This window comes from Pseudoxanthomonas sp., assembly GCF_036845285.1.
Lineage (GTDB): Bacteria > Pseudomonadota > Gammaproteobacteria > Xanthomonadales > Xanthomonadaceae > Pseudoxanthomonas_A.
In genome coordinates, this window is record NZ_DAIUEE010000004.1 from 60,416 (window position 1) to 85,929 (window position 25,514).

The following is a 25,514-nucleotide window of genomic DNA, read 5'->3' on the forward strand; positions in this document are numbered from 1 at the left end:
CGACTGTGCGTCCATGGGTGGATGTTCCCTTCACCCCGCGTGCGGGCAGAAGGTTCCCGGAGGGCGGATGAGGGGCGACCGCGATGTGAGGCTTTCCATCTCTGTGGGAGCGACGCCAATCGCGATGGGCCATCGATAGCGCTCCATCGCGACTGGCGTCGCTCCCACAAGAACGGGGCAAAAGAAAACGGCGCCTCGCGGCGCCGTCTTCCCATCGCATCACAGCCGTCGACTTACTTCTTCGCCGGCTCCGCCTTCATCATCTTGTCGCGTGCAGCCTTGAACGGGTTGCCGTCGTACCAGGTCGGCCAGGTGTCGGCGACGGCCAGGTCCTTGCCTACGCCATACAGGGCCTGCAGGTCCTGCACCACGCCATCCAGCTTCCAGCCGTCGTGCACTTCGTCGCTGGCCTGGTGGTAGCGCTTGGCGTACTCCTCGCTCGCCGCCTTGCCGGCCTCGACGCCGCCTTCCAGCAGGTCGTTGCCGCCCTTGGCGTACAGCGCCGGCACGCCGGCCTTGGCGAAGTTGAAGTGGTCGCTGCGGAAGTAGTAGCCGCCGGCCGGGTTGCCTTCTTCGGCGAGCACGCGGCCCTGCTGGTCGGCGTAGACCTTCAGCATGTCTTCCAACTGCGAGTTGCCCTTGCCGGTGACCACGAAGTCGCGCGACTTGCCGCCGACGCTCATCGCGTCGAGGTTGATCACGCCGGCGATCTTGTTGAGCGGGAAGGTCGGGTGGGCGACGTAGTACTTGGAGCCGAGCAGGCCGGATTCCTCAAGGGTGACGGCCACGAACACCACCGAGCGGTCGGGTTTCGGATCCTGGTGGGCGAACGCTTCGGCGATCTCGAGGATGCCGGCCACGCCGGTCGCGTTGTCGACGGCACCGTTGTAGATGTTGTCGCCTTCCTCGCCCTCGTGCTTGCCCAGGTGATCCCAGTGCGCCATGTACAGCACGGCCTCGTCGGGCTTGCTGGCGCCCGGCAGCACGCCGATGACGTTGCGCGAGGTCTTCTCGGTGATGCTGCTCTTCAGCGACGCGGATACCTGCGCCTTCAGCGCCACCGGCTTGAAGCCGCGCTTGCCGGCGTTCGCGTACGCTGCTTCCAGGTCCAGGCCGGCGTCGGCGAACAGCTGCTTGGCAGCGTCGGCGCTCAGCCAGCCCTGCAACGGAATGCGCTTTTCCGGATCGTCCTTGGCGGGCAGGTCGTACTGCGGGCCGGCCCAGGAATTCTTCACCACGTCCCAGCCATAGCTGGCGCCGGGCGTGTCGTGGATGATCAGGGCTGCGGCGGCGCCCTTGCGCGCGGCTTCTTCGAACTTGTACGTCCAGCGTCCGTAGTAGGTCATGCGATTGCCGCCGAACAGCGTCTCGTCCTTGCTGTGGAAGCCGGGATCGTTGACGAACATCACCACGGTCTTGCCGGTCCAGTCCTGGCCGGCGTAGTCGTTCCACTTCTGCTCCGGCGCATCGACGCCGTAGCCGACGAACACCAGGTCGCTGGCGTCCAGCTTGACGTCGGTCTGGCCGGTACGGGTGCCGATGACGTAGTCGGTGCCGAACTTCAGGTCGCGCTTGCCGGTCGAGGTGGTCAGCGACAGCGTGGTCGCGGCTTCGTCGGCGGTGGTCTCCACCATCGGCACGTTCTGGAAATAGCTGCCGTTGTTGCCTGGCTGCAGACCGATGCGCTTCATCTGCGCTTCGAGGTACGTGGCGGTCTTTTCTTCGCCGGCCGAGCCGGGCGCACGGCCTTCGAACTCGTCCGACGCCAGCGTGTTCACCATGTCGGCGAAGTCGCCTTCGGTGATGTCGGCGGTGAAGGTGTGGGCGGCGGGTGGCGGCGTGGCCGCGTCGGGCGCGGGTGCCGCGGTTTCCTGCTTGCACGCGGCCAAAACGGCCGCAGTGGCAAGTACCAGCATCAACTTGCGGGACATCGGGATTCCTCAACGAACGGAATCCCGATTCTAGCGGTAACCGGCGGGTCAGGCTTTGCGCGGACGGCGCCCCCACCCCAACCCTCCCCCGCGGGCGGGGGAGGGGGCGGAAGGCTTACTCGGTGGGCGCGGTGTCGGTGCTGAAGGGCTTGGCGGTGGCGCCGGTCACCGGGCCGATCTTGGCGCTGGTGTGGACGTACAGCACGACGGGGCGCTCGAACACCAGCGGGCCGTTCACTTCGGCATTCGGGCCGATCACGATGCGCGGCACCTTCTTGCTGTCGGTGTTGAAGAAGCCGGTGGACTTCTGCACGCGCAGGCCGCCACGCACCTTCGAGCCGACGCCCACGGTGACGTCGCCGCGGACGGTCTCGATGCTGCCGCCCACCTGCGTGGACACCAGGCCGATGGCGCCGTTGACGGTCTCCACGTCGCCGCCGACCACGCCGCCGCGATCAATGAAGATGCTGCCGTTGACGGTTTCGACATCCTTGCGGACGTTCACGTCCTTGCCGACGCGGATGGAGCCGTTGACGGTTTCCAGCGACTCCACCACGGCCTTGTCGCCGACGGTAATGCCGCCGTTGACGGTGCTGGCGTCTTCGGCGGTGGCGCCGTCGCCGATGCGGATGCTGCCGTTGACGGTGTCCAGGTCGCCATAGGCCTGGCCGGCATCGGCGGTGATGCTGCCGTTGACCTTGGAGATCTCCTGCTGGGCCAGCGCGGGGGTGGTGGCCAGGGCCAGGGTCAGCAGCAGGGCGGTACGGGGACGGATCATGGGGTTGCCTCTCGGGTGGTCTCGTATCGGTCTGATGCGCCGGTAGTCGCAAGGGTTTAAACGCCGGCGTGCGGGCAAGGATGGCACCATGCTTCGCTACAATCGTCATCTGCCTGAAGTCACTGGAATCCCGCCGTGTCCGCAACTGCCGCGTCCGTGAAGCGTCCCAAGCCCGTCGTGCTGCTGATCCTGGATGGATGGGGACACCGCGAAGACCCCACCGACAATGCGCTGGCGCAGGCCGAACTGCCGCACTGGCACCGCCTGCTGGCCACCGCGCCGCACACGCTCATCCACACCGAAGGCCGCCACGTCGGCCTGCCCGACGGACAGATGGGCAACTCGGAAGTGGGCCACATGAACCTGGGCGCGGGCCGCATCGTGTACCAGGACCTGACCCGCATCGATGCCGCCATCGAGGACGGCAGCTTCTTCGCCAACGCCGAACTGGTCGCTGCATGCGACGCTGCGAAAGCCGGCGGGAACACACTGCACGTGTTCGGCCTGCTGTCGCCGGGCGGCGTGCACAGCCATGAGCTGCACATCTTCGCGATGCTGGAACTGGCCAAGCGCCAGGGCGTGCCGCGCGTGGCGGTACATGCCTTCCTCGACGGCCGCGACACGCCGCCGAAATCGGCCGAACCCAGCCTGCGCGCGCTGCAGGACCTGTGCGCGAAACTCGGCAATGCGCACATCGCTTCGGTCAGCGGCCGCTATTACGCGATGGACCGCGACAAGCGCTGGGACCGCGTGCGGCTGGCATGGGATGCCATCGTCGAGGCGAAGAGCGAGTACCGCGCCGCGAATGGCGTGGCCGCGCTGGAAGGCGCGTATGCGCGCGGCGAGAACGACGAGTTCGTGCTGCCTACCGTCATCGACGGCGCCCGGCCGATGGCCGATGGCGATGCGGTGGTGTTCATGAATTTCCGCGCCGACCGCGCACGCCAGCTGACGGCGGCGTTCGTGTCGCCGGCCTTCGACGGCTTCGAACGCCGCGTGCCGGCGCTCGCGCGTTTCGTCTGCCTGACCGAGTACGACGCGAAGTTGCCGGCGCCGGTGGCGTTCGCGCCGGACGACCTGCGCGAGACCTTCGGCGAACTGCTGGCCGAGCATGGCCTGACCCAGCTGCGCATCGCGGAGACCGAGAAGTACGCGCACGTGACGTTCTTCTTCAGCGGCGGACGCGAGGACGTGTTCGCTGGCGAAGAGCGCATCCTGATCCCCAGCCCCAAGGTCGCCACCTACGACCTGCAGCCGGAGATGAGCTGCCCCGAACTGACCGAAAAGCTGGTCGATGCGATCGGCTCGGGCCGCTTCGACGCGATCGTCTGCAACATCGCCAATCCCGACATGGTCGGCCACAGCGGCGACCTGCAGGCGGCGATCCTGGCGGCGCAGGCGGTGGACAAGGCGATCGGCGCGGTCGATGCCGCCGTGCGCAAGGCGGGCGGCGCCATGATCATCGCCGCCGACCACGGCAACCTGGAGATGATGCGCGACCCCGCCACCGGTCAGCCGCATACCGCGCACACGGTCGGCCCGGTGCCGCTGGTGCTGGTCCAGCCGGAAGGCGCGCCGGTCGCCACGTTGCGCAGTGGCGGCGCGCTGCGCGACGTCGCCCCCACGCTGCTTGCGCTGCTCGGCCTGCCGCAGCCGGCCGACATGAGCGGCCGCAGCCTGATCGACGCCTGATGCCGCATCGCCTCCGGCTCGCATGCGCGGTGGTCCTGCTCGCAGGGCTGTCGCTGGTCGCCTCGGCGCAGAATCCGCGCGAGACCGAGCGCAAGCTGGAGCGCGTGCGCAGCGAGCTGAAATCGATCGCGCAGGAACGCCGCAAGCTGGAAGGCGAGCGCGGCAACGCATCGCGCCAGCTGCGCGATGCCGATGAGCAGGTCGGCCGCACCACGCGCTCGCTTTCGGAGACCGAAACCGCGTTGCGTCGCGAAGCGGCCGCGCTCGATGAGCTCCAGCGCAAGCGCGACACCATGCAGGCGCGGCAGGCGGCGCAGCGCACGCAACTGGCCGGGCTGGTGCGCGCGGCCTACCAGCGCGGCGACGACGCGCCGTTGAAGGTGCTGCTGTCGCAGGATCGCGTGGCCGATGCCAATCGCCTGCTGGCGTACCACCGCTACGTGCAACGCGACCAGGCGCGCCGCATCGAGGCCCTGAATGCCGAATTGGCGGCGCTGGACGACGTGGAACGCGAGATCGTCGCCCGTCGCACCGAGCTGGATGCGGCGCGCGCACGGCAACGCAGCCAGGTCGTGCAGTTGGAGAAGGACCGCAGGACGCGTGCCAGCCTGGTCGCGGACCTGGACAACCGCTACCAGGATCGCGCGGCGAAAGAGAAGGCGCTCGGCCAGGATGCGCGTTCGCTGGAGACGCTCCTGAAGAACCTGCGCGCTGCCGCTGCGCGCGCCGAAGCCGAACGTCGTGCGGCCGCACGGCGTGCCGCCGCCGATGCCGCAGCGAAGAAGCGCGAGGACACCGGCACCCGTCGCACCACGCGCGAAGCCGCGCCGGCGCGTCCTGCGGTGGCATCGGCGCCGCCGTTGAAGGTCGGCGGGCTGGGCTGGCCGGTCTCGGGCAACCTGCTGGCGCGCTACGGCGGCCGCCTGCCGGACGGGCGCGCCAGCACGGGCGTACTGATCGGTGCGCCGTCCGGGACCACCGTCACCGCCGTGGCGGATGGCACGGTGGTGTTCTCGGAATGGATGACGGGGTACGGCCTGATCCTGATCCTCGACCACGGCAACGGCTACATGAGCCTGTACGCGCACAACGACAGCCTGCTGAAGGATAGTGGCGACCGGGTGAAGCGCGGCGACGCGGTCGCGCGCGTCGGCACGTCGGGCGGCCAGGGCCAGGCGGCGCTGTACTTCGAACTGCGCCGCAATGGCCAACCTGTCGATCCCGCCTCGTGGCTGCAGCGGCGATGAACAGGCCGCCGGTTCCTAACCCGGCTTGAACAACCGGATCCGGAGGCTTCGCGCATAATCCGGCGAACGTCGCGCCCGTCGCGCGACCGCCCATCGAGCACTCCCCGGAGCATCCGCATGCCATCGCGTTTTCCCTTGGCCATCCTGACCGTCGCCTTGTTCGCCGCCTCGCCCGCGTGGGCGCAGCAGCAGGCGCCGTTGCCGGAGGCGCCGCCGGTGGTCGCGCCCAGCGACGATCCCGAGGCGGCGGAGAATGCGCCGTCGAAGGTGCCGCTCGAGGAGATCCGCCGCTACGTCGCCGTCTTCAACGCGGTCAAGGAGGCGTACGTCGAGCCGGTCGAGGACAAGAGGCTCATGCAGTCCGCGATCCGTGGCCTGCTGCTGGACCTGGATCCGCACAGCACCTATTTCGACAAGGCCGACTCCGAAGCCTTCGACGAACAGGCCAGCGGCGCCTACGAAGGCATCGGCGTGGAGCTGATGCAGCAGCCCGACCGCACGTTGCTGGTGGTGTCGCCGATCGACGATACGCCCGCCGCCAGGGCCGGCATCAAGTCCGGCGACCTGATCACCGCGATCGATGGCAAGCCGATTAGCGCCGACGACGGCATGGAGCCGCTGCGCGGTGCGCCGGGCAGCAGGATCGTGCTGACCATCACGCGCGACGGCGCGCCGAAACCGTTCGACATCGCCCTGGTGCGCGAGACCATCCGCGTGAACAGCGTGGCCAGCCGCATGCTGGAGCCGGGCTACGGCTATGTGCGGATCAAGGCGTTCCAGACCGACACCGCGGCCGAGTTCCAGAAGCAGGTCGACACGTTGCAGGCGCATGGAAAACTGCGCGGGCTGGTGCTGGACCTGCGCAGCAATCCCGGCGGGCTGCTGCTCGCCGCCGTGCAGGTGGCGGACGACCTGCTCGACAAGGGCAACATCGTCAGCACGCGCGGACGCATGTCGATCAGCGATTCCAAGTTCGACGCCACGCCGGGCGATCGTCTGAACGGCGCGCCGGTGGTGGTGCTGGTGGATGCGGGATCGGCCAGCGCGTCGGAAGTGCTGGCCGGTGCATTACGCGACAACAATCGTGCGCGCGTGGTCGGCAGCCGCACCTTCGGCAAGGGGTCCGTGCAGACCGTGCTGCCGCTGGACAACGGCGACTCGGTCAAGCTGACCACGGCGCGCTACTACACGCCCAGCGGCAAGTCGATCCAGGCCAGCGGCATCGTGCCAGACGTTGTAGTGAAACCGGAGACGGCCGCCAAGCCGGGTTCGGTGCCGGAGCAGGACGCCCAGCTCTACATCACCGAAGCGACGCTGCCTGGCCACCTGCGCGGGGATGAAGAAGGCGCCGCCGGCTACACGCCCGGCGACGTGCTGGATGGCGATGCGCCGATCACCGCCGCGCTGGTGGAACTGAAGAAGGTGGCCGCGACGGCGCGGGCGGCATCACCGGGACCGGCCGGCAAGCAACTGCGCTGAGCGTCGGGCGCGACCGGAAACGTCCGGATCGCGACCCACGTCGCGCCCGCGCAGAAGGCCGCTGCTTTGCCTAGCGCGGCTTGGCCGGCATCGGGAACGGCGTGACCACCTTTTCCCCGGTAGCCGCGTCGCGGATCGCCGACTGGCCTTTCCGCTCCACTTCCTCGATGCGGATGATGCTCTGCATCGGAAGATGCAGCACCTTGGTGCCGCCGAACTCGTCGCGCAGGCGTTCTTCGGTGGGATCCACGACCAGCCCTTCATGCACGTCGAACACCAGGTCGGCGACTTCGGTGAAGCCCCACAGCCCGCTGGCTGCGACGCTGCGTGCGTACAGCTCGTAGACCTTGGTGTGGTTGTGGAAGGTGATCTTGTAGAGCGTGTTCTTCATGCCGCGATTATAGATGCGGCGGCCTGCAGCGAATCAGTAGCCCTGCCGCTTGCGCATGCGCCGTGCGATCGCCGCGCGCACGAACAGCGCGAACACCACGCCGAACAGGAAGCCGGCGATGTGCGCCCACCACGCCACCGCGCCGAACGTGGGGCCGGTGTAGGCGAAGACGACCTGCAGCAGCGCCCAGATGCCGATCAGCAGCGACGCAGGCGCCTTCACGAACTCCAGGAACAGGCCCAGCGGCAGTACCACGCCCAGCTTGGCGGTGGGGAACAGCGCCAGATAGGCGCCGATGACGGCGGAGATCGCGCCGCTGGCGCCGATGATCACGCGGTCCGGCGTGCCGATGCTCAGCACCGCGGCGACGTTGGCCACCGCGCCGCCGACCAGGAACAGCAGCAGGAACCGCCACGGACCCATCGCCCGTTCCGCAGGCAGCCCGAAGATCAGCAGGAACACCAGGTTGCCGAGCAGATGCGCCCAGTCCGCATGCAGGAACAGCGCGGTGAACAACCGCAGCACCGTGCCGCTTTGCAGTGACGCCAGCCAGACCTCGGGCGCCACCATGCCCCCGGTCAGTGCGCCCCACCGCGTCAGCAGATGGCCCTGCGCCGCGTCCCCCAGCGTCATCGCCCAGCAGAAGGCGGCGGACAGCAGGACCAGCAGGGCCGGCGTGGCCCAGCGGACATGCGGTTTGCGGCGGGAAGGAAGCGAGACGAACATGCGGCCGCACTGTACCGGGTCATCGCCGGACTGCACATGGTGTGCCGTAACGAAACTGAACAGGGGCAATGACTTACAGCCGATTGTTAGAGTTTAGTTAGCAGGTATACTGCATACGGCGTCGTATGTCGGGAGGGGCTTCCGGCAGGTCGAAAGGTGGACACACACCGCGGCCTTGAGCGACGCAGATGACTCTTACCCACGTCTCCGGAGAGATACAGATGGAATTCACCAAGAACCTGACCCGCGTCACCGCGCTGGCGCTCGGCATCGCCGGCGTGCTCGCCTACGGCGATGTCCACGCCGCCGCCTTCCAGCTGAAGGAAAACAGCGTCAAGGCCCAGGGCCGCGCGATGGCCGGTTCGGCCTCCGCCAAGGGCGACGCTTCGGTGGTGGTCAACAACCCCGCCCTGATGTCGACCTTCACCGACAAGACCTTCCAGGCCGACGTCACCGCGATCGACCTGTCGTTCGAATTCACCGGCGGCGGCACCGCCGCGGCCGGCACCCCCCTGCAGCAGCCGCTGCGTGGTGGTGACGGCGGAGACGCCGGCGATATCGCCGCCGTGCCGGCCATGTCCTTCATCCTGCCGCTGAGCGGCCAGTTCGAGTACGTCACGCTGGGTGCCATGATCAGCGCGCCGTTCGGCCTGAAGACCGATTACGAGTCCGACTGGGTCGGTCGCTACCACGCGCTGGAATCGGACGTGAAGATCGTCGACCTGACGCTGGCCGCCTCGCTGGAACTGAGCGACCGCGCCTCCGTGGGCCTCGGCGTGATCTACGAACATGCCGACGTGACCCTGACCAACGCCGTGGACTTCGGTGCCGGTGTCTGCCGCGTCGCGGTTGCGCTGTGCGTCACCCCGAACCCGGTCGCCGCGCCTTTCGGCCCGCAGAAGAACGACGGCGTGGCCGGCATCTCCGGTACCGACAACAGCTTCGGCTGGCTGGCCGGCATCAGCCTGCGCCCGACCGACAAGCTGTCGCTGGGTTACTCCTACCGTTCGGAGATCGACCACGAACTGCGCGGCACGGCCACCTTCGAAGTGCCGGCCAACGTCCGCGGCGTGCTGGGCAGCGCGATCTACAAGCCCACCGACGGCGGCGGCGCCAAGCTGACCACCCCGGCCACGCACACCTTCAGCGCTACCTACCAGGCCACCGAGCGCTTCGCGATCATGGCCGAAGGCGTGCACACCGGCTGGGATTCGCTGAAGGAAATCCGCATCGAGTTCGACAACCCGCTGCAGGCCGACGCGGTGGAGAACTACGACTGGCACGACAGCTGGTTCTATTCGCTGGGCGGCGAGTTCGCGCTCAACGAGAAGTTCACGCTGCGCGCCGGTATTGCGCGCGATGAATCGCCGGTGGCGCGTGCGCACCGCACGCCGCGCATGCCCGACGAAGACCGCAACTGGTACTCGCTGGGCCTGAGCTGGAATGTCAGCGACAGCTTGGAACTCAACGCCAGCTACGTGCGCCTGGAACTGGTCGACAAGCCGGAGATCGACCTGCTGTCGTCCAGCGGTTCGCGCCTGGTCGGCTCGTACGACGGTGGCGCCAACCTGTTCGGCGTGTCGATGCAGTACAAGTTCTGATCGCATCACGTATAGGAACCACGAAAAACCCCGCCTCGGCGGGGTTTTTTTTGCCCGATCCGCGCGGGAAAGGGATCGGACGTAGCGTGCGCCATGCGCACGACGCAGGAACCCGTCATCGCGCGCCGTGCGCACGACGTACGCCACGCCAGCACCATCTCGGCAGGTGCCTTGAAGCCCTCTCCCCTCGGGAGAGGGGGGGGGTGAGGGCAGGTGACGCGGTGAAGTTTCGGCGGCACGCGCACCCTCATCCGGCGCCGCGCGCCACCTTCTCCCGACGGGAGAAGGATCGACACACGTAGCGTGCGCCATGCGCGCGACCTCGCGGTGACGGATTCATGCGTCGTGCGCATGGCGCACGCTACGCCAGCACCATCTCGGCAGGGCGCGCCTTTAAGCCCTCTCCCCTCGGGAGAGGGGATGGGGTGAGGGCAGGTGACGCGGTGAAGGTTCGGCGGCACGCGCACCCTCATCCGGCGCTGCGCGCCACCTTCTCCCGACGGGAGAAGGATCGAACACACGTAGCGTGCGCCATGCGCACGACGCGCGTTGACGAACGCCCGCAGCGCACGCGACGCCGTCAGTACGGCAGCCCCGCCACGTCCAGCGTGATCGACCACAGGCTGGCTGCGCCGGTGAGGAACAGCGTGCGCCGGTTTTCGCCACCGAACGCAGCGTTGGTGATGTTGGCATCCACGCGGATCGTCGCCAGCACGTCGCCTGCCGGCGAGAACACGCGCACGCGCCGTTCGCCGTGCTCGGTGACGTAGACGTTGCCCAGGCAGTCGATGGCCAGGCCATCGCCGCCGCTGATGCGCGCGAGGTCCCGACCCGGCCCCGGCACCCCGTCCTGAACGGCATACGCGCGCAACACGTCGCCGTCGCTTGTGCCGCCGGCCACGTACAGCGTCGCCCCGTCCGGCGACAACGCGATGCCGTTGGGATTGCGCAGGCGGTCGTCCACCACGGTCGTCTTGCCGTTGCGATGGCGGTACACGCGCGTGCTCGGCTGGCCACCGGGCGCGGCCTTGCGCTGGTAATCCGGATCAGTGAAGTAGAGCGTGCCGTCGGCGGCCATCACCAGGTCGTTCGGGGAGTTGAAGGGTTCGCCTTCGAACGTCGAGACCAGCGGCGTGCGCTTGCCATCGCTCAGGTCCACGCGCGCAACCTGCTTGCGGTCGTGGGTGGCGGCGATGAGGTTCCCGTCGAGGTCCAGTGCCAGGCCGTTGCTGCCACTGTCGTCGACCACGGTCTCCCAGCCGTCCGGTGGTGTGAATCGCCGGATGCGCGAAGGGAATGTCCCGGCGTGGACGAAGTCCGACAGGTACAGCGCGCCGTCTTTCCATACGGCACCTTCGTAGAGACGGTCCTGCTGGTCGTCGACCTTGGCCACCGCCACGCGCGTGGCGGTCAGGTCGCCGGAGGGCGCGTGGCCCGGATCGGCGGGACAGACGGAGCGGTACGCCGATGCGTGCGCGAGCGGGGCGGCGATGCACAGGAACGAGGCGAAGGCGAGACGGGTGGCGCGCGGCATGGCGATCTCGGGGTCAGGCGGGGTGCCAGCGTACCTCGATCCGGTTGCGGCCCTTGTGCTTGGCGGCATACAGCGCTTCGTCGGCCAGCCGCATCAGCGTTTCGTATGGCGCATGGCGGTCTGCGGTGAACGAGATGCCCAGGCTGACGGTGATGCGGATGTTGCGGCTGGCCGGCGCGAATTCCAGCGCCATCACCTGCTGGCGGATGCGTTCGGCCAGCGCATGCGCGGTATCGGCCTGGGTGTCGCGCAGCACCAGCATGAATTCCTCGCCGCCCAGGCGCGCGAACACGTCCTCGCTGCGGATGCAGCTGCGCACCACGTCGGAGAAGCGCTGCAGCACCAGGTCGCCGGTCTCGTGGCCATGGTCGTCGTTGACCGCCTTGAAGTGGTCCAGGTCCAGGACGATGACGGCCAGTCCGTGCTCCGCGGCGGAACGCGCACCGTGCGATTCCAGTTCGTTGTCCAGCCCGCGCCGGTTGAGGGCGCCGGTGAGCGGATCGAACAGCGCGCTGCGCCGCAGCGGTTCCGCCGCGCGGAAACTGGCGAGCATCAACATGCAGAAATTGAGCATGAACCAGATCGACAGGTCGAGGTTCACCCACATCGGATTGGGACCGTAACGGCCGGTCAGTGCCGCCAGCAGGTCGCCGCCGTACAGCCACAGCAGCGCCGCGCAGCCCAGCATCATCAGGCGTGCCGGCACGTAGTCGGGCGCACCGCGCAGCGCGAACAGGTGCCGCAGCATCACCAGCAGCACGATCACTTCGGTGGTGCTCATCGCCGCGCCCTGCGCATCCACGCCGCCGCCGACCATCACGCCGGCCAGCGAGAAGCCCAGGCACAGCGGCAGCAGCGCGCGTTCCCACAGCACCAACGGGCGCTGTTGCACGAACTGGATGATCGACCACGCCAGCCCGACCAGGCCCGCGCACGCCAGCAGGCCGCCCGCGCCGGCGATGCCGTCCGCCAGCGATTCGTTGCCTGCGCGCTCCAGCGTCTGCGCGGTGCCGTCCAGCATCGCCGCGCCCAGCGAGTAGAGGAAATGCGCGACGCCCCACGTCGCGATGCCGCGCACGCCGCGCGAGACCTTGCCCACGTAGAAGAACAGCGCCAGCAGCACGGCGGCGAGGGCACTGTCGCTGAGCAGCAGGTTGTAGAAGTCGGTGGTCATGCGCGTGGGCCTTGCTGGCCGTGTGGCTCCATGTCGTGGCTAGAACGCAGTATGGCCGCCAATCCGGCAGCGCGCGTCCACGGATGCTCGCGCAGCGGGAAGAACGGTTCAGCGACGGACTTCGCGGAATCGGCAGCATTGCGGCCCGCAAGCCCGGTGGTGAGTGCCGTGGGTCATGCACCAACGAAAAGCCCCGCCGGAGCGGGGCTTCGTTGCATCGTGCCGCGGGCGGCGGAACTCAGTCGCCCAGCGTCAGCAGCGAGGCGTTGCCGCCGGCCGCCGTGGTGTTGACGGTGACGGTCTTCTCGGTGGCGAAGCGCGGCAGGTAGTGCGGGCCGCCGGCCTTGGGGCCGGTGCCGGACAGGCCCTGCCCGCCGAACGGCTGCACGCCGACCACCGCGCCGATCTGGTTGCGGTTGACGTAGACGTTGCCGACCTTCACCCGCGCGGCGATGCGGTCGATGGTTTCGTCGATGCGCGAATGCACGCCCAGGGTCAGGCCATAGCCGGTGGCATTGATCTGGTCGATCACCGCGTCCAGCTGGTCCGCCTTCCAGCGCACCACGTGCAGCGCCGGCCCGAAGACTTCCTTGTGCAGCTGGTCGAGCGACTTCAGCTCCCACGCGCGCGGCGCGAAGAAGGTGCCGTGCGTGGTGTCGTCACCCGCGTTCGCCTGCTTGATCAGGCGCGCTTCGTTCGCCATGCGTGCGGCGTGATCGTCGAGGATCTTCAGGGCGTCGGCGTCGATGACCGGGCCGACGTCGGTCGACAGCAGGCCCGGGTCGCCGATCTTCAGTTCGTCCATCGCACCGGCGAGCATGGTCATCACCTTGTCGGCGATGTCGTCCTGCACGAACAGCACGCGCGCGGCCGAGCAGCGCTGGCCGGCGGAAGTGAAGGCCGAACCCATCGCATCCTTCACCAGTTGCTCGGGCAGCGCCGACGAGTCGGCGATGAAGGCGTTCTGGCCGCCGGTCTCGGCGATCAGCGTGGCGATCGGGCCGGCGTCGCGGCCGGCGAGTGCGCGGTTGATCGCGCGCGCGGTCTCGGTGGAGCCGGTAAAGGCCACGCCGGCGACGCGAGGATCCTTCGTCAGCGCGGCACCGACGGTGGCGCCGTCGCCGGGCAGGAACTGCAGCACGGCCTCGGGGATGCCGGCTTCGTGCAGCAGCTTCACCGCGGCATGGCCGATCAGGTTGGTCTGTTCGGCCGGCTTGGCGATCACGCTGTTGCCGGCGGCGAGCGCGGCGCCGACCTGGCCCAGGAAGATCGCCAGCGGGAAGTTCCACGGGCTGATGCAGACGAACACGCCACGGCCCTGCAGCTGCAGCTGGTTGGATTCGCCGGTCGGGCCGGGCAGGTGCTCGGGCGCGCCGAACTGCGCGCGCGCCTGCGCGGCGTAGTAGCGCAGGAAGTCGACCGCTTCGCGCACCTCGGCGACGCCGTCGGGAATGGTCTTGCCGGCTTCCTTCACGCACAGCGCGATGTAGTCGGGCATCCGCTGTTCCAGCAGATCGGCGGCGTGCTCCAGGATCGCGGCGCGGCTGGCGGCCGGCGTGCGGTCCCAGGCGGGCTGCACGGCAACGGCGTTCGCCAGCGCCTTCTCGACGGCGGCGCTGTCGGCCGGCTGCCATTCGCCGACGGTCTGGCGGCGGTCGGCGGGATTGGTCACCGGCACCGCCGCGCTGGCGACGACTGCGCCCGGCACCAGCGGCGCGGCGCGCCACGGCTTGACCGCCGCGTTGATGCGCTCGGCCAGCGCGCGCAGGTCGTTGTCGTTGGCGAGGTTGGCGCCCATGGAGTTGTTCCTGTCAGAAGAGGCGATGGGAGCCGGCTGGCTCCGGAAAAGATCGACCGGCAGCGGGATGCGCGGGTGCGGAATGCTGTCGAATTCCGACACCGTCTGCACCGGGTCGCGGACGAGGTCCTCGATGGCCACGTTCTCGTCGGTGATGCGGTTGACGAAGCTGCTGTTGGCGCCGTTCTCGAGCAAGCGCCGCACCAGGTACGGCAGCAGGTCCTCGTGCGAACCGACCGGCGCGTACACGCGGCACGGCGTGTCGAGGCGATGCTTCGGCACCACTTCGGCATACAGGTCGTCGCCCATGCCGTGCAGCTTCTGGTGTTCGTAAGGACGGCCGGCGGCGATGAAGCGGATGGCGGCGATGGTCTGCGCGTTGTGGGTGGCGAACATCGGGTACAGCGCGTCGCCGTGGTCGAGCATGCGGCGCGCATTGGCGAGGTAGGACACGTCGGTGTTCGGCTTGCGGGTGAACACCGGGTAGCCCGGGTGGCCATCGATCTGCGCACGCTTGATCTCGGCATCCCAGTACGCGCCCTTCACCAGGCGCACCGGCATGCGGCGGCCGGTGCGGCGGGCCAGGTCGGCGAGGAAGTCGAGCACGTAGGGTGTGCGCTTCTGGTACGCCTGCACGGCCAGGCCGTAGCCTTCCCAGCCGGCCAGCGAAGGATCGGAGAAGGTCGCTTCGATCAGGTCCAGCGACAGTTCCAGGCGGTCGGCTTCTTCGGCATCGATAGTGAAGCCGATGCCGTAGGACTTGGCCAGCTGCGCGAGTTCCAGGATGGCCGGGACCAGTTCCTTCATCACGCGGGCGCGCTTGGCGTGCTCGTAGCGTGGATGCAGCGCGGACAGCTTGATCGAGATGCTGGGGGCGGCGAGCACGTCAGCGAAGGGGCCGGTCCGGCCGATCGCGTGGATCGCCTGGCGGTAGGCCTCCAGGTAGCGGGCGGCGTCTTTGGTGGTCAGCGCGCCTTCGCCCAGCATGTCGAACGAGTAGCGGTAGTCGGCGTTCTCGCCCTTGCGGCTGCGCGCCAGTGCCTCGTCGATGGTGCGACCCATGACGAACTGGTGGCCCATGATGCGCATGGCCTGGCGCACGGCCAGGCGGATCACCGGTTCGCCGACGCGGCCGACCAGGCGCTTGAACGCGCCCGGCACGTCGGCACGGGTCAGGTCGTTCAGGTTGACCAGCTTGCCGGTCAGCATCAGGCCCCAGGTGGAGGCATTGACCAGCACGGAATCGCTCTGGCCCAGGTGGCGTTCCCAGTCGGCGTCGCCCAGCTTGTCGCGGATCAGCTTGTCGGCGGTTTCCTGGTCCGGAATGCGCAGCAGCGCCTCGGCCACGCACATCAGCAGCACGCCTTCCTCGCTGCCCAGGTCGTACTGGCGCATGAAGGCCTCGATGGCGCCCTGGTCCTGCGCGCGGGCGCGGACCCGCTTCACCAGGTCCACGGCCAGCTTCTGTGCCTGGACCTGCTCGGTGGCCGGCAGGCGGGCCTGCTCCAGCAACTCGCGGACATGCTCGGTCTCGTCGCACAGCCAGGCCGCCGTGATGGCGGCCCGGAGAGCCGGTGGCGGCGCGGGGAGTTCCGGGGAGACGATGCCGCCAGCCGGCGGAGCGGCGGGCGACGGGACGGGCGAAGGGGTCGACATGACGGTAGGGCAGTCCAAAGGCAGTCCATTAGTTTAGGGCCGTGCGGGCGGCCCGGATATGCCCGCCATGCCGCTTTGGCGTGTGCCCTGCGGGCGCCTTCGCCGGGCGGTGACGGGGGTCGCGGAATGCGCTCGCCAGGCCGTCCTGAGCAACGGCGGATGCGCCGTCGCGCCTTGTCCTCGATCAATGAAACTTGCCGCATCGTGTGCTCGGGAGCTACCATTTGACGGTTTTCCGCAGCCCGGATCGTGTGGCGGGCGACATGATCGAAGTGGTGCCGTCATCGTGGGACGGACACGGCGCGCAGCTCAGGCTGCGGCCGCCGCGGGCGCTGACGCGCCGCCAGTTCGTGATGTTGTTCGTGGCGCTGTCGGGTGCGATGTGGATCGTCGCCATGCTGGGCTGGTGGGGAGGCAATGCCTTCGCGCCAGCCTTTGCATTGCTCCATTCGGCCATCGTGGCCACGGCGCTGCGCGTGCTGTGGCGAAGTGGCGAACGGGGCGAGGAGATCCGCATCGGTCCCGATGCAGTGGAGGTGATCACCTCCGGGGCTGGGATGGTGTTCCGTGCGCACCCGTACTGGGTTCGCCTGGGCATCGAGCGGGGAAGCGAAAGGATTTCGCTGGCATCCAGCGGCAGGCAGGTCCGGGTAGGCGATTTCCTGGGACCGGCCGAGCGGCGGGCGCTGGCGGACACGTTGCAGGATTTACTGGCGGCCGCGAGTGGCCGCAACCGATGACGCATTGGGGTCTAGGCAATGACGCAAGTGAATGGGATGTGGAAGCGGTTGGCGACGGCGTGCACGCTGCTGGCGATGCCGGCGCTGGCCTGGGCGCAGTCGGCGGACCCGCACCGCTGGCAATTGAACATGGGCAAGGGCGTGACCTCGTCCTCGCAGCATGCCTACGACGCGCACATGATCGCGCTGTGGGTCTGCATCGTGATCGGCCTGATCGTGTTCGGCGCGATGGGCTATGCGATGTTCAAGTTCCGCCACTCCAAGGGCGCGGTGCCGGCGCAGTTCAGCCACAACACCACGGCCGAGATCATCTGGACCGTCATCCCGGTGCTGATCCTCGTGGTCATGGCCTGGCCGGCAACGACCAAGCTGATCGCCATGTACGACACCCGCGACGCCGAGATGACCGTCAAGGTCACCGGCTACCAGTGGATGTGGAAGTACGAGTACCTGGGCGAGGACGTGTCCTTCACCAGCCGCCTGGACCGCGAGTCCGACCGCATCCGCCAGAGCGGCGAGCGCCCTGACCTGGTCAAGAACCCGCACTATCTGCTGGACGTCGACAACCAGCTGGTGCTGCCGACCGACACCAAGATCCGCTTCGTGATCACCGCCGACGACGTCATCCATGCGTGGTGGGTGCCGGCGCTGGGCTGGAAGCAGGACGCGATCCCGGGCATCGTCAACGAGGCCTGGACCGACATCAAGGAACCCGGCATCTACCGTGGCCAGTGCGCCGAGCTGTGCGGCAAGGACCATGGCTTCATGCCGATCGTGGTGAAGGCGGTGCCGAAGGACGAGTTCGCGCAGTGGCTGGCCTCGAAGAAGCCCGCCCCGGCCGCCGAACCCGCGCCGGTCGCGCCTGCTGAAGAGGCCGCGCCGGCCCCGGCCGCTGCCGCCGCTCCCACCGCCGAGACCCCCGCGCCGTCGGCGCAGGGCTGATCGATCGCCCGCATTAGCTGCAAGAGAGTAAGCACATGGCCAACTCCAGCGTCGCCCACGATTCCCATCATGACGGGCACGACGATCATCACGGTCACCCGCAGGGTTTCATCGACCGGTGGTTCTTCTCCACGAACCACAAGGACATCGGTACCCTCTACCTGATCTTCAGCTTCATCATGTTCATCATCGGCGCGGGCATGTCGGTGATCATCCGTGCCGAGCTGATGGTGCCGGGCCTGCAGTTCGTCAGCCCCGAGTTCTTCAACCAGATGACCACGGTGCATGCGCTGGTCATGATCTTCGGCGGCGTGATGCCGGCGTTCGTCGGCCTGGCCAACTGGATGATCCCGCTGCAGGTCGGCGCGCCGGACATGGCGCTGCCACGCATGAACAACTGGTCCTTCTGGATCATGCCGTTCGCCTTCACCCTGCTGCTGATGTCGCTGTTCCTGCCGGGCGGCGCGCCTGCCGGCGGCTGGACGCTGTACCCGCCGCTGTCGCTGCAGGGCGGCTACAACGTCGCGTTCACCATCTTCGCGATCCACATGATGGGCGTCAGCTCGATCATGGGCGCCATCAACATCATCGCCACGGTGCTGAACATGCGCGCGCCGGGCATCGACCTGTTGAAGATGCCGATCTTCTGCTGGACCTGGCTGATCACCGCGTTCCTGCTGATCGCCGTGATGCCGGTGCTGGCGGGCGCGGTGACGATGCTGCTGACCGACAAGTTCTTCGGCACCAGCTTCTTCAACGCGGCCGGCGGCGGCGACCCGGTGATGTACCAGCACATCTTCTGGTTCTTCGGCCACCCCGAGGTCTACATCATGATCCTGCCGGCGTTCGGCGTGGTGTCGGAAATCATCCCGACCTTCAGCCGCAAGCCGCTGTTCGGTTACCAGGCCATGGTGTACGCGACCGCGTCGATCGCGTTCCTGTCGTTCATCGTGTGGGCGCACCACATGTTCACGGTGGGCATGCCGCTGGGCGGCGAGATCTACTTCATGTTCGCCACCATGCTGATCGCGATCCCGACCGGCGTGAAGGTGTTCAACTGGGTCAGCACGATGTGGCGCGGCTCGCTGTCCTTCGAGACGCCGATGCTGTGGGCCGTGGGCTTCGTGATCCTGTTCACCATTGGCGGCTTCTCCGGCCTGATGCTGGCGATCGTCCCCGCGGACTTCCAGTACCACGACACCTATTTCGTGGTGGCGCACTTCCACTACGTGCTGGTGACCGGCGCGCTGTTCTCCATCATCGCGGCGACGTACTACTGGTGGCCGAAGTGGACCGGCCGCATGTACAACGAGTTCTGGGGCAAGTTCCATTTCTGGTGGACGATCGTGTTCGTCAACCTGCTGTTCTTCCCGCAGCACTTCCTGGGCCTGGCCGGCATGCCGCGCCGCATCCCGGACTACAACCCGGTGTTCGCGGACTGGAACTTCGTCAGCTCGATCGGCGCGTTCGGCATGTTCGCCACGCCGTTCATCATGGCCGCGATCCTGTGGTCCTCGCTGCGCAACGGCAAGAAGGCCGAAGCGCGCGCCTGGGAAAACGCCAAGGGCCTGGAGTGGACCGTGCCGTCGCCGGCGCCGCACCACACCTTCGCCACGCCGCCGGTCATCAAGGATGGCGATCTGGCCCACGGCGACGTGACCCACTGAAGCGCCTGAGCCACGCCCCATGAATGCCCCGGCCCTCACGCCCGAAGAACTCGCTCGCCGCCGCAAGGCGGTGCTGCGGACCGCGTGGGTGATCGGCGGCATTGCGTTTGCGATCTTCGCGGCCTTCATCGGCCGCGCGGTGCTGAGCGCATGAGCGCGGCGAAGTCCAATTCGGCGGGGCTGTTCAAGCTGGTGGGCGTGGCAGTCGCCGTGTTCGTGCTGACGTTCTCGCTGGTGCCGCTGTACCGCATCGCCTGCGAGAAGGTGTTCGGCATCCGCCTGGAGCAGGGTCCCGGCCAGGCCGCGGCGGTCGCCGCCGCCAAGGCGAAGCGCACGGTCACCGTGCAGTTCGACGGCGGCGTGAACTCCAGGCTGCCTTGGGCGTTCAACCCGGAGCAGTTGACCATGCAGGTCGTGCCCGGTGAGCTGTACGAGGCCAAGTATTTCGCGCGCAACGACAGCGACAAGGCCGTCGTGGGCAGCGCGGTGCCGTCGGTGGCGCCGGCGCGCGCCTCCGGCTACTTCACCAAGACGGAGTGCTTCTGCTTCACCGCCCAGACCCTGCAGCCCGGCGAAAGCCGCGACATGCCGGTCCGCTTCATCGTGGATCAGGACCTGCCGGCGGAAGTGAAGACGATCACCCTGTCGTACACCTTCTTCAAGAACGACGCCCTGACCGCGCAGATCGGCACGGGCACGGCGTCGCCTTCGCCGCTCGCGGCACCCTGATCACGCCTTAGCAACCGGAAGCATCGCCATGGCAAATGCCCCATCGCCAGACGCCAACATCTACTTCGTGCCGCACAGCTCCAAGTGGCCGTTCGTAGGCTCCATCGCCATGTTCATCACCATGTTCGGCGTGGCCAGCTGGCTCAACGACCTTGCGTGGGGCATGTGGACGTTCTATGCCGGCGTCGCCGGCCTGTGCGCCACGCTGTTCATGTGGTTCGGCGACGTGATCCGCGAATCGGTGAGCGGCCAGTACAACCGCCAGGTGGACGTGTCGTTCCGCATGGGCATGGTGTGGTTCATCTTCTCGGAAGTGATGTTCTTCGCCGCCTTCTTCGGCGCGCTGTTCTACGCCCGCACGCTGTCGCTGCCGTGGCTCGGCGGCGAAGGCGATGGCGTGATGACCAACAGCCTGCTGTGGGAAGGCTTCTCGGCGGCATGGCCGAGCGCCGGTCCGGGCCAGGTGGGTGGTCACTTCCAGACCATCCCGGCGTGGGGCCTGCCGCTGCTCAACACGCTGATCCTGCTGACCTCCGGCGTGACCATCACCATCGCCCACCACGCACTGAAGGCGGGCAACCGCAGCCAGCTGCTGATCTGGCTGGGCGCCACCGTGCTGCTGGGTTGCGTGTTCCTGTTCTTCCAGGCCGAGGAATACATCCACGCCTACAAGGAACTGAACCTGACGCTTGGCTCGGGCATCTACGGCTCCACGTTCTTCATGCTGACCGGCTTCCACGGCCTGCACGTGACGCTGGGTACGATCATGCTGGCGATCATCTGGTTCCGCTGCGCCAAGGGCCACTTCACCAAGGACGACCACTTCGGCTTCGAGGCCGTGGCCTGGTACTGGCACTTCGTCGACGTGGTCTGGCTGGGCCTGTTCCTGTTCGTCTACGTGTTGTGATTTCGTGATTCGTGATGGGTGATTCGCTGACAGCGAAAGCACCACACACAGCGAGAGCGACGGAGAACCCGTCGCTCTTTGCTTTTACGAATCACGTATCACTCATTACGAATCACGGCTCTCAGCCCGGATTGATGCCGTGCGGCTGGATCCAGCCCATCTTGATGGCCAGCACCACCAGCAGGATCAGGCCGACGGACAGCGCGATGCGGCGGGTCAGCGCGTTCACCGTGCGCTTGCTCTCGCCCTTGTCCACCAGCATGTAGTACAGGCCCGCGCCCAGGTTCCACACGATGAGGATGAGGAAGGCGATGATCAGCAGGGTTTTCAGCGAATCGTTCATGGCGTCCTCGACGGGACCGGGGCGGTGAGGCGCGCATTATCGCGCCATCGGCGTAAGCCGGTGGTGGGTGCGACATTCGGACGCAGTCCGTGAGCCGGCACATGCCGCTGCCGGTCGGATGGACGCTGGCCGTGCTGGCCATGTCGCTGTTCGGCAGCCTGGGCGCCTGGCAGTGGGGTCGGGCCGAACAGAAGGGCGCCATGCTGGCGGAGACGGCCCGCGTGCTGGCCGAGCGCCGGCCGCAGCCGTTGGCGCTGGCCTCCGATGCGGACCGCGCGCAGGCCTACGACTGGGCGGCAGGCGAGGGCGAATTCGTACCCGGCCCGGCGATCCTCCTGGACAACCAGACCCGCGACCGCCAGCCGGGCGTACGGGCCTACCGCGCATTCCAGCCCGCCGATGGCGGTGTGCCGCTGCTGGTGGAACTGGGCTGGCTGCCGGTACCGGGCGACCGCACGATGCCGGCCGTACCGCCGCTGCCAGGACCGCAGCGCGTGGCCGGGCTGCTGGTGCCGCCGCCGTCGGAGGGGATCGCGCATGCGGCCCCGGCCATGCAGGCGGACGGCAGTCTGCTGGTGATCGCACTGCAGCGGGACGCACTGATGCGCGGACTGGCGTTGCCGGCGCTGGCGCCGCGCCTGCTGAAGCTGGATCCGGACTTGCCGCTGGGCTACGGCCGCGACCTGGACATCCTGCCCAACACGCTGCCGCCCGAGCGCCACATCGGCTATGCGGTGCAGTGGTTCGGCCTGGCCGGCGCGGTGTTCGTCACGGCGCTGGCGCTGACCTGGCGCAGCCGGCGCAGCGCACGAAAGGGGCAATGATCGCCCGGGCGTGAGAAAATGCGCCCATGGACTCAAAACCATTCGATCCCGCCCAGCGGCGTCGCGGGCGGTGGATGCTCGTCGCCCTGTTCGCCCTGTTCTTCGGCACCGTCTTCGGTGCCGGCCTGCTGCGCTTCTCCGGCTGGCAGCCGGCCGGGCACAAGAACCATGGCCTGATGTTGCAGCCCCCCGCCGACGCGCGCGACCTGGTGCCGTCGCTCGCCGAGGGCGGCACCTACGACTGGAAGCCCGCGGAGCGCCGCTGGCGCATCGTCGCCGCACCGGCGCCGGGCTGCGCGCAGGCCTGCACGAAGCTGGCCACCGACCTGGATACCGTGTGGCAACTGTTCGGCCACAACGCCACCGAGGTCGACATCCTCTGGATCGGCGACTACCCGGCCGACGCGCCGCGGCATTCGGCACTGCGCCTGGTGCGCGCGGACGATCCGCTGCGCACGCGCCTGCCGCAGGTGGACGACGCAGCCGGCACACCGGTCTACGTGATCGATCCCCACGGCTTCGTCATCCTGCGCTACGCCCCGGGCTTCGATCCCGGCGGCCTGCGCACCGATGTCGCCAAGCTGATCAAGCTCATCTGAGCCACCGCCAGAATTACAGATGATGAATGCCGTTGCGCGCCCCGTGATCTATCGACACTTCCACCGCATCGCCTGGCTGGCGGTCGCGCTGACGCTGTGCGTCGTCGTGTTCGGCGCGTTCGTGCGCCTGTCCGACGCCGGCCTCAGCTGTCCCGACTGGCCGACCTGCTATGGCCGCGCCGCATGGCCGAAGGCGGTGGACGAAGCCGCTTCGCACGTCGCCAGCGAGATCCGTCCGTTCGAGACGCACAAGGCGTGGCGCGAGCAGGTGCACCGCCACCTCGCCGCGTCGCTGGGCGTGCTGGTGCTGGTGCTGGCCCTGCTCGCCGCACGTCGCCGGCGCTGGGGCATCGCGCAGATCCTGGTCGCCGCCGGCCTGGTCGGTGCGGCGATTCCGCTGTACATGCACGGCGAGCACGTCGAAGCGTCGGTACTCGCGATCCTCGGCGAAGCGATCCTGCTGTTCGCGGCCTTGCGCTGGTCGAACATCGATCTCGCGCGCGCCGGTGCGCTGACGCTGGCGGTGATCATCTTCCAGGCGCTGCTCGGCATGTGGACGGTGACCTGGCTGTTGAAGCCGATCGTGGTGATGGGCCATCTGCTCGGTGGCCTGACCACGTTCTCGCTGCTGGTATGGATGGCGTGGCGCGCGACCGACCGTCCGATCACGCTGGCCGATGCGACCGTGCTGCGGCGCTGGCTGATCGGCGGTTTGGCGCTGCTTGGCATCCAGATCGCGCTGGGCGGCTGGGTCAGCGCGAACTACGCGGCGCTGGCCTGCGGCATGGATTTCCCGAAGTGCGTGGGCCAGTGGGTGCCGCCAACGGACTTCAGTGAAGCCTTCGTGCTGTGGCGCGGCATCGGCGTGGACTACGAAGGCGGCGTGCTCGATGGCGCGGCGCGCATCGCGATCCAGCTGAGCCATCGCATCATGGCGGTGGTCGTTGCGCTGTACGTGCTGGCGCTGGCGCTGCGCCTGTTCCGCACGCCCGGCATGCGCAGCTGGTCGCTGACGCTGGTCGTGCTGATCGTCGCGCAGGTCACGCTGGGCATCCTCAACGTCAAGCTCAACCTGCCGCTGCCGGTGGCCGTGGCGCACAACGCCGGCGCGGTGCTGCTGCTGTTCACGATGGTCTCGCTGACCGCACGCCTGCGCAGGCCCGACTGATGGCCTCGACGTTCCGACAGTACTGGGACCTGACCAAGCCACGCGTGGTGGCGCTGATCGTGTTCACCGCGATCGTCGGCATGTTCCTGGCCATCGACGGACTGCCCGACGGTGCGCAGTTGCTGCGTGGTGCGCTGGGCTTCCTCGGCATCTGGCTGGCCGCGTCCAGCGCGGCCGCGATCAACCAGCTGCTCGACGCACGCATCGACGCGAAGATGGCGCGCACCTCCTGGCGTCCACTGGTGCAGGGCCAGGTGAAACCGTGGCAGGCGCTGGTGTTCGCGCTGGTGCTGGCCGCGTTGTCGATGGCCATCCTGGTGCTGTGGGTCAATACGATCACGGCGATCCTGACGTTCGCCTCGCTGATCGGCTATGCGGTGATCTATACCGTGTTCCTGAAGCGCGCCACGCCGCAGAACATCGTCATCGGCGGCATCGCCGGCGCGGCGCCGCCGCTGCTGGGCTGGGCCACGATGACCGGCATGCAGGGCGAGTGGGACTGGCCGCATGCGCTGCTGCTGGTGCTGATCATCTTCGTGTGGACGCCGCCGCATTTCTGGGCGCTGGCGATCTTCCGTCGCGAGGACTACGCGCGTGCGCTGGTGCCGATGCTGCCGGTGACGCATGGCGTGACGTACACGCGCTGGCAGATCCTGTTCTACACGGTGCTGCTGGTCGAAGTGACGGTGCTGCCGGTGGTGTTCGGCATGAGCGGTTTCTTCTACCTGGGCGGCGCGCTGGTACTCGGCGCGGTGTTCCTCTGGTACGCGTGGCGCCTGCTGGATCCGCCGGATGAATTCTTTTCCATGCGCGTATTCAACTACTCCATCGTCTACCTGATGGCGCTGTTCGCGTTCCTGCTGGTGGACCACTGGGTGATGCCGCTGCTGCGGCCTGCGGCGGCGGTGGCCGGCATCGAGTTCGTGCCGGCTGGTTGACGCGGCGGTTGTAGGAGCGACGTCAGTCGCGACCGCACGCCACCGGCATGCACTGCGGTGGTGACGTGCATGGTTTCGTAGCGTCCGTCAGCAGGATCCCGGTTCCACGCAATTTTGTTCGGGCGGTCGCGACTGACGTCGCTCCTACAAGGGCTTGGCTGCGTTCGGCTTGCCCAACTGCTCCACCACCACCGGCTCCAGCGACTTCAATCCCGCCTTGCGGCCGAGCTCCAGCGCTTCCTCGCGCGGAACACCGTGTGCCGCCGCGTCCAGCGCCAGCAGCGCACCGACGCGATTGCCCGAGGCGCAATGCAGCAGCACGTCGCCGTCCTGCGCCCTCAGCAGGTCGCCCAGCGCTTTCGCATTCGCCGGCGTGATGTCGTCCTTGCCGGCGATCGGCAGCGCGATGTAAGCCATGCCGAGGCGCTGCGCTTCGGCGGCCTCGTCGTAGCCCCGGTCTTCCTGCGTGCCGCGCAGGTCGATCACCGTGCGCACGCCTGCCGACTGCAACTGCGCAAGATCTTCCTGCGACGGTTGGCCGCCGGTGTGCAGGCCGGGTTGCGGTTGCGCGAAGTCGGCGGCGGCAGCGGCGAACGGCGCGCCGAGCGCCAGCAGGAAGGAGAGCACGAGTGGGAAACGGGTCATCGCGG

Annotated in this window: 22 protein-coding genes and 1 pseudogene; 14 read left to right on the forward strand and 9 right to left on the reverse strand. The window is 68.0% G+C overall.

Annotated elements, in window-relative coordinates; translation table 11 throughout:
- Window positions 1-233: 233 nt before the first annotated feature.
- Together V7060_RS06680 and V7060_RS06685 are read right to left on the reverse strand one after the other, a co-directional pair.
- The gene (locus V7060_RS06680; protein WP_334178466.1) at window positions 234-1,931 is read right to left on the reverse strand and encodes a M28 family metallopeptidase; all 1,698 of its coding nucleotides are present in this window, start codon (window positions 1,929-1,931) and stop codon (window positions 234-236) included.
- 115 nt (window positions 1,932-2,046) lie between these two features.
- Complete coding sequence (locus V7060_RS06685) at window positions 2,047-2,706, reverse strand: hypothetical protein (RefSeq protein ID WP_334178642.1); 660 nt, start codon at window positions 2,704-2,706, stop codon at window positions 2,047-2,049.
- Window positions 2,707-2,844: 138 nt separating this feature from the next.
- Here V7060_RS06685 and gpmI point away from each other — a divergent pair, with 138 nt between their 5' ends.
- From gpmI to V7060_RS06700, 3 genes and pseudogenes are all read left to right on the forward strand, one after another.
- Window positions 2,845-4,401 (forward strand): 2,3-bisphosphoglycerate-independent phosphoglycerate mutase, encoded by a 1,557-nt coding sequence (gpmI, locus tag V7060_RS06690; RefSeq protein ID WP_334178467.1) that lies wholly within the window; start codon window positions 2,845-2,847, stop codon window positions 4,399-4,401.
- Window positions 4,401-5,648, forward strand: a complete 1,248-nt coding sequence (locus V7060_RS06695) for a peptidoglycan DD-metalloendopeptidase family protein (RefSeq protein ID WP_334178468.1) — start codon at window positions 4,401-4,403, stop codon at window positions 5,646-5,648. Before gpmI ends, V7060_RS06695 begins: the two co-directional genes overlap by 1 nt.
- Before the next feature lie 117 nt (window positions 5,649-5,765).
- Window positions 5,766-7,097: pseudogene (locus tag V7060_RS06700) on the forward strand (S41 family peptidase); the annotation flags it as partial.
- A 100-nt stretch (window positions 7,098-7,197) separates the two neighbouring features.
- On the opposite strand, the gene V7060_RS06705 reads toward V7060_RS06700, so the two are convergent.
- Both V7060_RS06705 and V7060_RS06710 read right to left on the reverse strand, forming a co-directional pair.
- A complete protein-coding gene (locus V7060_RS06705) occupies window positions 7,198-7,518 on the reverse strand; it encodes a DUF1820 family protein (RefSeq protein WP_192312211.1) in 321 nt (106 codons plus the stop codon).
- 33 nt (window positions 7,519-7,551) lie between these two features.
- Window positions 7,552-8,244: a rhomboid family intramembrane serine protease gene (locus tag V7060_RS06710; protein WP_334178469.1), complete on the reverse strand. Its 693-nt coding sequence runs from the start codon at window positions 8,242-8,244 to the stop codon at window positions 7,552-7,554.
- A 221-nt stretch (window positions 8,245-8,465) separates the two neighbouring features.
- Between V7060_RS06710 and V7060_RS06715 the strand changes: the two genes are divergently transcribed.
- The gene (locus V7060_RS06715; protein ID WP_334178470.1) at window positions 8,466-9,845 is read left to right on the forward strand and encodes a porin; all 1,380 of its coding nucleotides are present in this window, start codon (window positions 8,466-8,468) and stop codon (window positions 9,843-9,845) included.
- A gap of 580 nt (window positions 9,846-10,425) precedes the next feature.
- Here V7060_RS06715 and V7060_RS06720 read toward each other — a convergent pair.
- From V7060_RS06720 to putA, 3 genes are all read right to left on the reverse strand, one after another.
- Window positions 10,426-11,379 carry an SMP-30/gluconolactonase/LRE family protein gene (locus V7060_RS06720; protein ID WP_334178471.1) on the reverse strand — a complete coding sequence of 318 codons (954 nt, stop codon included), beginning with the start codon at window positions 11,377-11,379 and terminating at the stop codon, window positions 10,426-10,428.
- Between the two features lie 13 nt (window positions 11,380-11,392).
- Window positions 11,393-12,553 carry a GGDEF domain-containing protein gene (locus V7060_RS06725; RefSeq protein WP_334178472.1) on the reverse strand — a complete coding sequence of 387 codons (1,161 nt, stop codon included), beginning with the start codon at window positions 12,551-12,553 and terminating at the stop codon, window positions 11,393-11,395.
- A 238-nt stretch (window positions 12,554-12,791) separates the two neighbouring features.
- Window positions 12,792-16,007, reverse strand: coding sequence for a bifunctional proline dehydrogenase/L-glutamate gamma-semialdehyde dehydrogenase PutA (gene putA, locus V7060_RS06730; RefSeq protein WP_334178473.1), 3,216 nt, complete (start codon window positions 16,005-16,007; stop codon window positions 12,792-12,794).
- 263 nt (window positions 16,008-16,270) lie between these two features.
- Here putA and V7060_RS06735 point away from each other — a divergent pair, with 263 nt between their 5' ends.
- The 6 genes from V7060_RS06735 to V7060_RS06760 are packed head-to-tail and all read left to right on the forward strand — an operon-like array spanning window position 16,271 to window position 20,992.
- Window positions 16,271-16,747 (forward strand): DUF2244 domain-containing protein, encoded by a 477-nt coding sequence (locus V7060_RS06735; protein WP_334178474.1) that lies wholly within the window; start codon window positions 16,271-16,273, stop codon window positions 16,745-16,747.
- Window positions 16,748-16,765: 18 nt separating this feature from the next.
- Window positions 16,766-17,689, forward strand: coding sequence for a cytochrome c oxidase subunit II (coxB, locus tag V7060_RS06740; protein WP_334178475.1), 924 nt, complete (start codon window positions 16,766-16,768; stop codon window positions 17,687-17,689).
- Window positions 17,690-17,724: 35 nt separating this feature from the next.
- A complete protein-coding gene (gene ctaD, locus V7060_RS06745; protein WP_334178476.1) occupies window positions 17,725-19,356 on the forward strand; it encodes a cytochrome c oxidase subunit I in 1,632 nt (543 codons plus the stop codon).
- A 19-nt stretch (window positions 19,357-19,375) separates the two neighbouring features.
- Window positions 19,376-19,510, forward strand: coding sequence for a hypothetical protein (locus V7060_RS06750; RefSeq protein ID WP_334178477.1), 135 nt, complete (start codon window positions 19,376-19,378; stop codon window positions 19,508-19,510).
- On the forward strand, window positions 19,507-20,085 hold the full coding sequence (locus tag V7060_RS06755) for a cytochrome c oxidase assembly protein (protein ID WP_334178478.1): 579 nt from the start codon (window positions 19,507-19,509) through the stop codon (window positions 20,083-20,085). The genes V7060_RS06750 and V7060_RS06755 overlap by 4 nt, the downstream gene beginning before the upstream one ends.
- 28 nt (window positions 20,086-20,113) lie before the next feature.
- Window positions 20,114-20,992: a cytochrome c oxidase subunit 3 gene (locus V7060_RS06760; RefSeq protein WP_334178479.1), complete on the forward strand. Its 879-nt coding sequence runs from the start codon at window positions 20,114-20,116 to the stop codon at window positions 20,990-20,992.
- Window positions 20,993-21,113: 121 nt separating this feature from the next.
- On the opposite strand, the gene V7060_RS06765 is transcribed toward V7060_RS06760, so the two are convergent.
- Window positions 21,114-21,335 carry a twin transmembrane helix small protein gene (locus V7060_RS06765; RefSeq protein ID WP_162335975.1) on the reverse strand — a complete coding sequence of 74 codons (222 nt, stop codon included), beginning with the start codon at window positions 21,333-21,335 and terminating at the stop codon, window positions 21,114-21,116.
- 101 nt (window positions 21,336-21,436) lie between these two features.
- Between V7060_RS06765 and V7060_RS06770 the strand changes: the two genes are divergently transcribed.
- From V7060_RS06770 to cyoE, 4 genes are read left to right on the forward strand one after another with little or no spacing between them, the layout of a single operon-like run.
- Window positions 21,437-22,159, forward strand: coding sequence for an SURF1 family protein (locus V7060_RS06770; protein ID WP_334178480.1), 723 nt, complete (start codon window positions 21,437-21,439; stop codon window positions 22,157-22,159).
- 26 nt (window positions 22,160-22,185) lie between these two features.
- Complete coding sequence (locus V7060_RS06775) at window positions 22,186-22,758, forward strand: hypothetical protein (protein ID WP_334178481.1); 573 nt, start codon at window positions 22,186-22,188, stop codon at window positions 22,756-22,758.
- Window positions 22,759-22,780: 22 nt separating this feature from the next.
- Entirely contained in the window at window positions 22,781-23,926 is a 1,146-nt protein-coding gene (locus V7060_RS06780) for a COX15/CtaA family protein (protein ID WP_334178643.1), read from the forward strand.
- Window positions 23,926-24,864 (forward strand): heme o synthase, encoded by a 939-nt coding sequence (cyoE, locus tag V7060_RS06785; RefSeq protein ID WP_334178482.1) that lies wholly within the window; start codon window positions 23,926-23,928, stop codon window positions 24,862-24,864. The genes V7060_RS06780 and cyoE overlap by 1 nt, the downstream gene beginning before the upstream one ends.
- 144 nt (window positions 24,865-25,008) lie before the next feature.
- On the opposite strand, the gene V7060_RS06790 is transcribed toward cyoE, so the two are convergent.
- Entirely contained in the window at window positions 25,009-25,509 is a 501-nt protein-coding gene (locus tag V7060_RS06790) for a sulfur transferase domain-containing protein (protein WP_334178483.1), read from the reverse strand.
- Window positions 25,510-25,514 lie beyond the last annotated feature (5 nt).

What these genes read in the sequence shown, in the direction of transcription:
- V7060_RS06680 (WP_334178466.1), bottom strand. Translation starts at nt 1,931, where the DNA reads ATGTCCCGCAAGTTGATGCTGGTACTTGCCACTGCGGCCGTTTTGGCC.
- cyoE (WP_334178482.1), top strand. Translation starts at nt 23,926, where the DNA reads ATGGCCTCGACGTTCCGACAGTACTGGGACCTGACCAAGCCACGCGTG.
- V7060_RS06735 (WP_334178474.1), top strand. Translation starts at nt 16,271, where the DNA reads ATGATCGAAGTGGTGCCGTCATCGTGGGACGGACACGGCGCGCAGCTC.
- V7060_RS06755 (WP_334178478.1), top strand. Translation starts at nt 19,507, where the DNA reads ATGAGCGCGGCGAAGTCCAATTCGGCGGGGCTGTTCAAGCTGGTGGGC.
- V7060_RS06775 (WP_334178481.1), top strand. Translation starts at nt 22,186, where the DNA reads ATGGACTCAAAACCATTCGATCCCGCCCAGCGGCGTCGCGGGCGGTGG.
- V7060_RS06765 (WP_162335975.1), bottom strand. Translation starts at nt 21,335, where the DNA reads ATGAACGATTCGCTGAAAACCCTGCTGATCATCGCCTTCCTCATCCTC.
- V7060_RS06695 (WP_334178468.1), top strand. Translation starts at nt 4,401, where the DNA reads ATGCCGCATCGCCTCCGGCTCGCATGCGCGGTGGTCCTGCTCGCAGGG.
- V7060_RS06760 (WP_334178479.1), top strand. Translation starts at nt 20,114, where the DNA reads ATGGCAAATGCCCCATCGCCAGACGCCAACATCTACTTCGTGCCGCAC.
- V7060_RS06770 (WP_334178480.1), top strand. Translation starts at nt 21,437, where the DNA reads ATGCCGCTGCCGGTCGGATGGACGCTGGCCGTGCTGGCCATGTCGCTG.
- putA (WP_334178473.1), bottom strand. Translation starts at nt 16,007, where the DNA reads ATGTCGACCCCTTCGCCCGTCCCGTCGCCCGCCGCTCCGCCGGCTGGC.
- V7060_RS06715 (WP_334178470.1), top strand. Translation starts at nt 8,466, where the DNA reads ATGGAATTCACCAAGAACCTGACCCGCGTCACCGCGCTGGCGCTCGGC.
- V7060_RS06780 (WP_334178643.1), top strand. Translation starts at nt 22,781, where the DNA reads ATGAATGCCGTTGCGCGCCCCGTGATCTATCGACACTTCCACCGCATC.
- coxB (WP_334178475.1), top strand. Translation starts at nt 16,766, where the DNA reads ATGACGCAAGTGAATGGGATGTGGAAGCGGTTGGCGACGGCGTGCACG.
- V7060_RS06750 (WP_334178477.1), top strand. Translation starts at nt 19,376, where the DNA reads ATGAATGCCCCGGCCCTCACGCCCGAAGAACTCGCTCGCCGCCGCAAG.
- V7060_RS06705 (WP_192312211.1), bottom strand. Translation starts at nt 7,518, where the DNA reads ATGAAGAACACGCTCTACAAGATCACCTTCCACAACCACACCAAGGTC.
- V7060_RS06725 (WP_334178472.1), bottom strand. Translation starts at nt 12,553, where the DNA reads ATGACCACCGACTTCTACAACCTGCTGCTCAGCGACAGTGCCCTCGCC.
- V7060_RS06710 (WP_334178469.1), bottom strand. Translation starts at nt 8,244, where the DNA reads ATGTTCGTCTCGCTTCCTTCCCGCCGCAAACCGCATGTCCGCTGGGCC.
- V7060_RS06790 (WP_334178483.1), bottom strand. Translation starts at nt 25,509, where the DNA reads ATGACCCGTTTCCCACTCGTGCTCTCCTTCCTGCTGGCGCTCGGCGCG.
- ctaD (WP_334178476.1), top strand. Translation starts at nt 17,725, where the DNA reads ATGGCCAACTCCAGCGTCGCCCACGATTCCCATCATGACGGGCACGAC.
- V7060_RS06720 (WP_334178471.1), bottom strand. Translation starts at nt 11,379, where the DNA reads ATGCCGCGCGCCACCCGTCTCGCCTTCGCCTCGTTCCTGTGCATCGCC.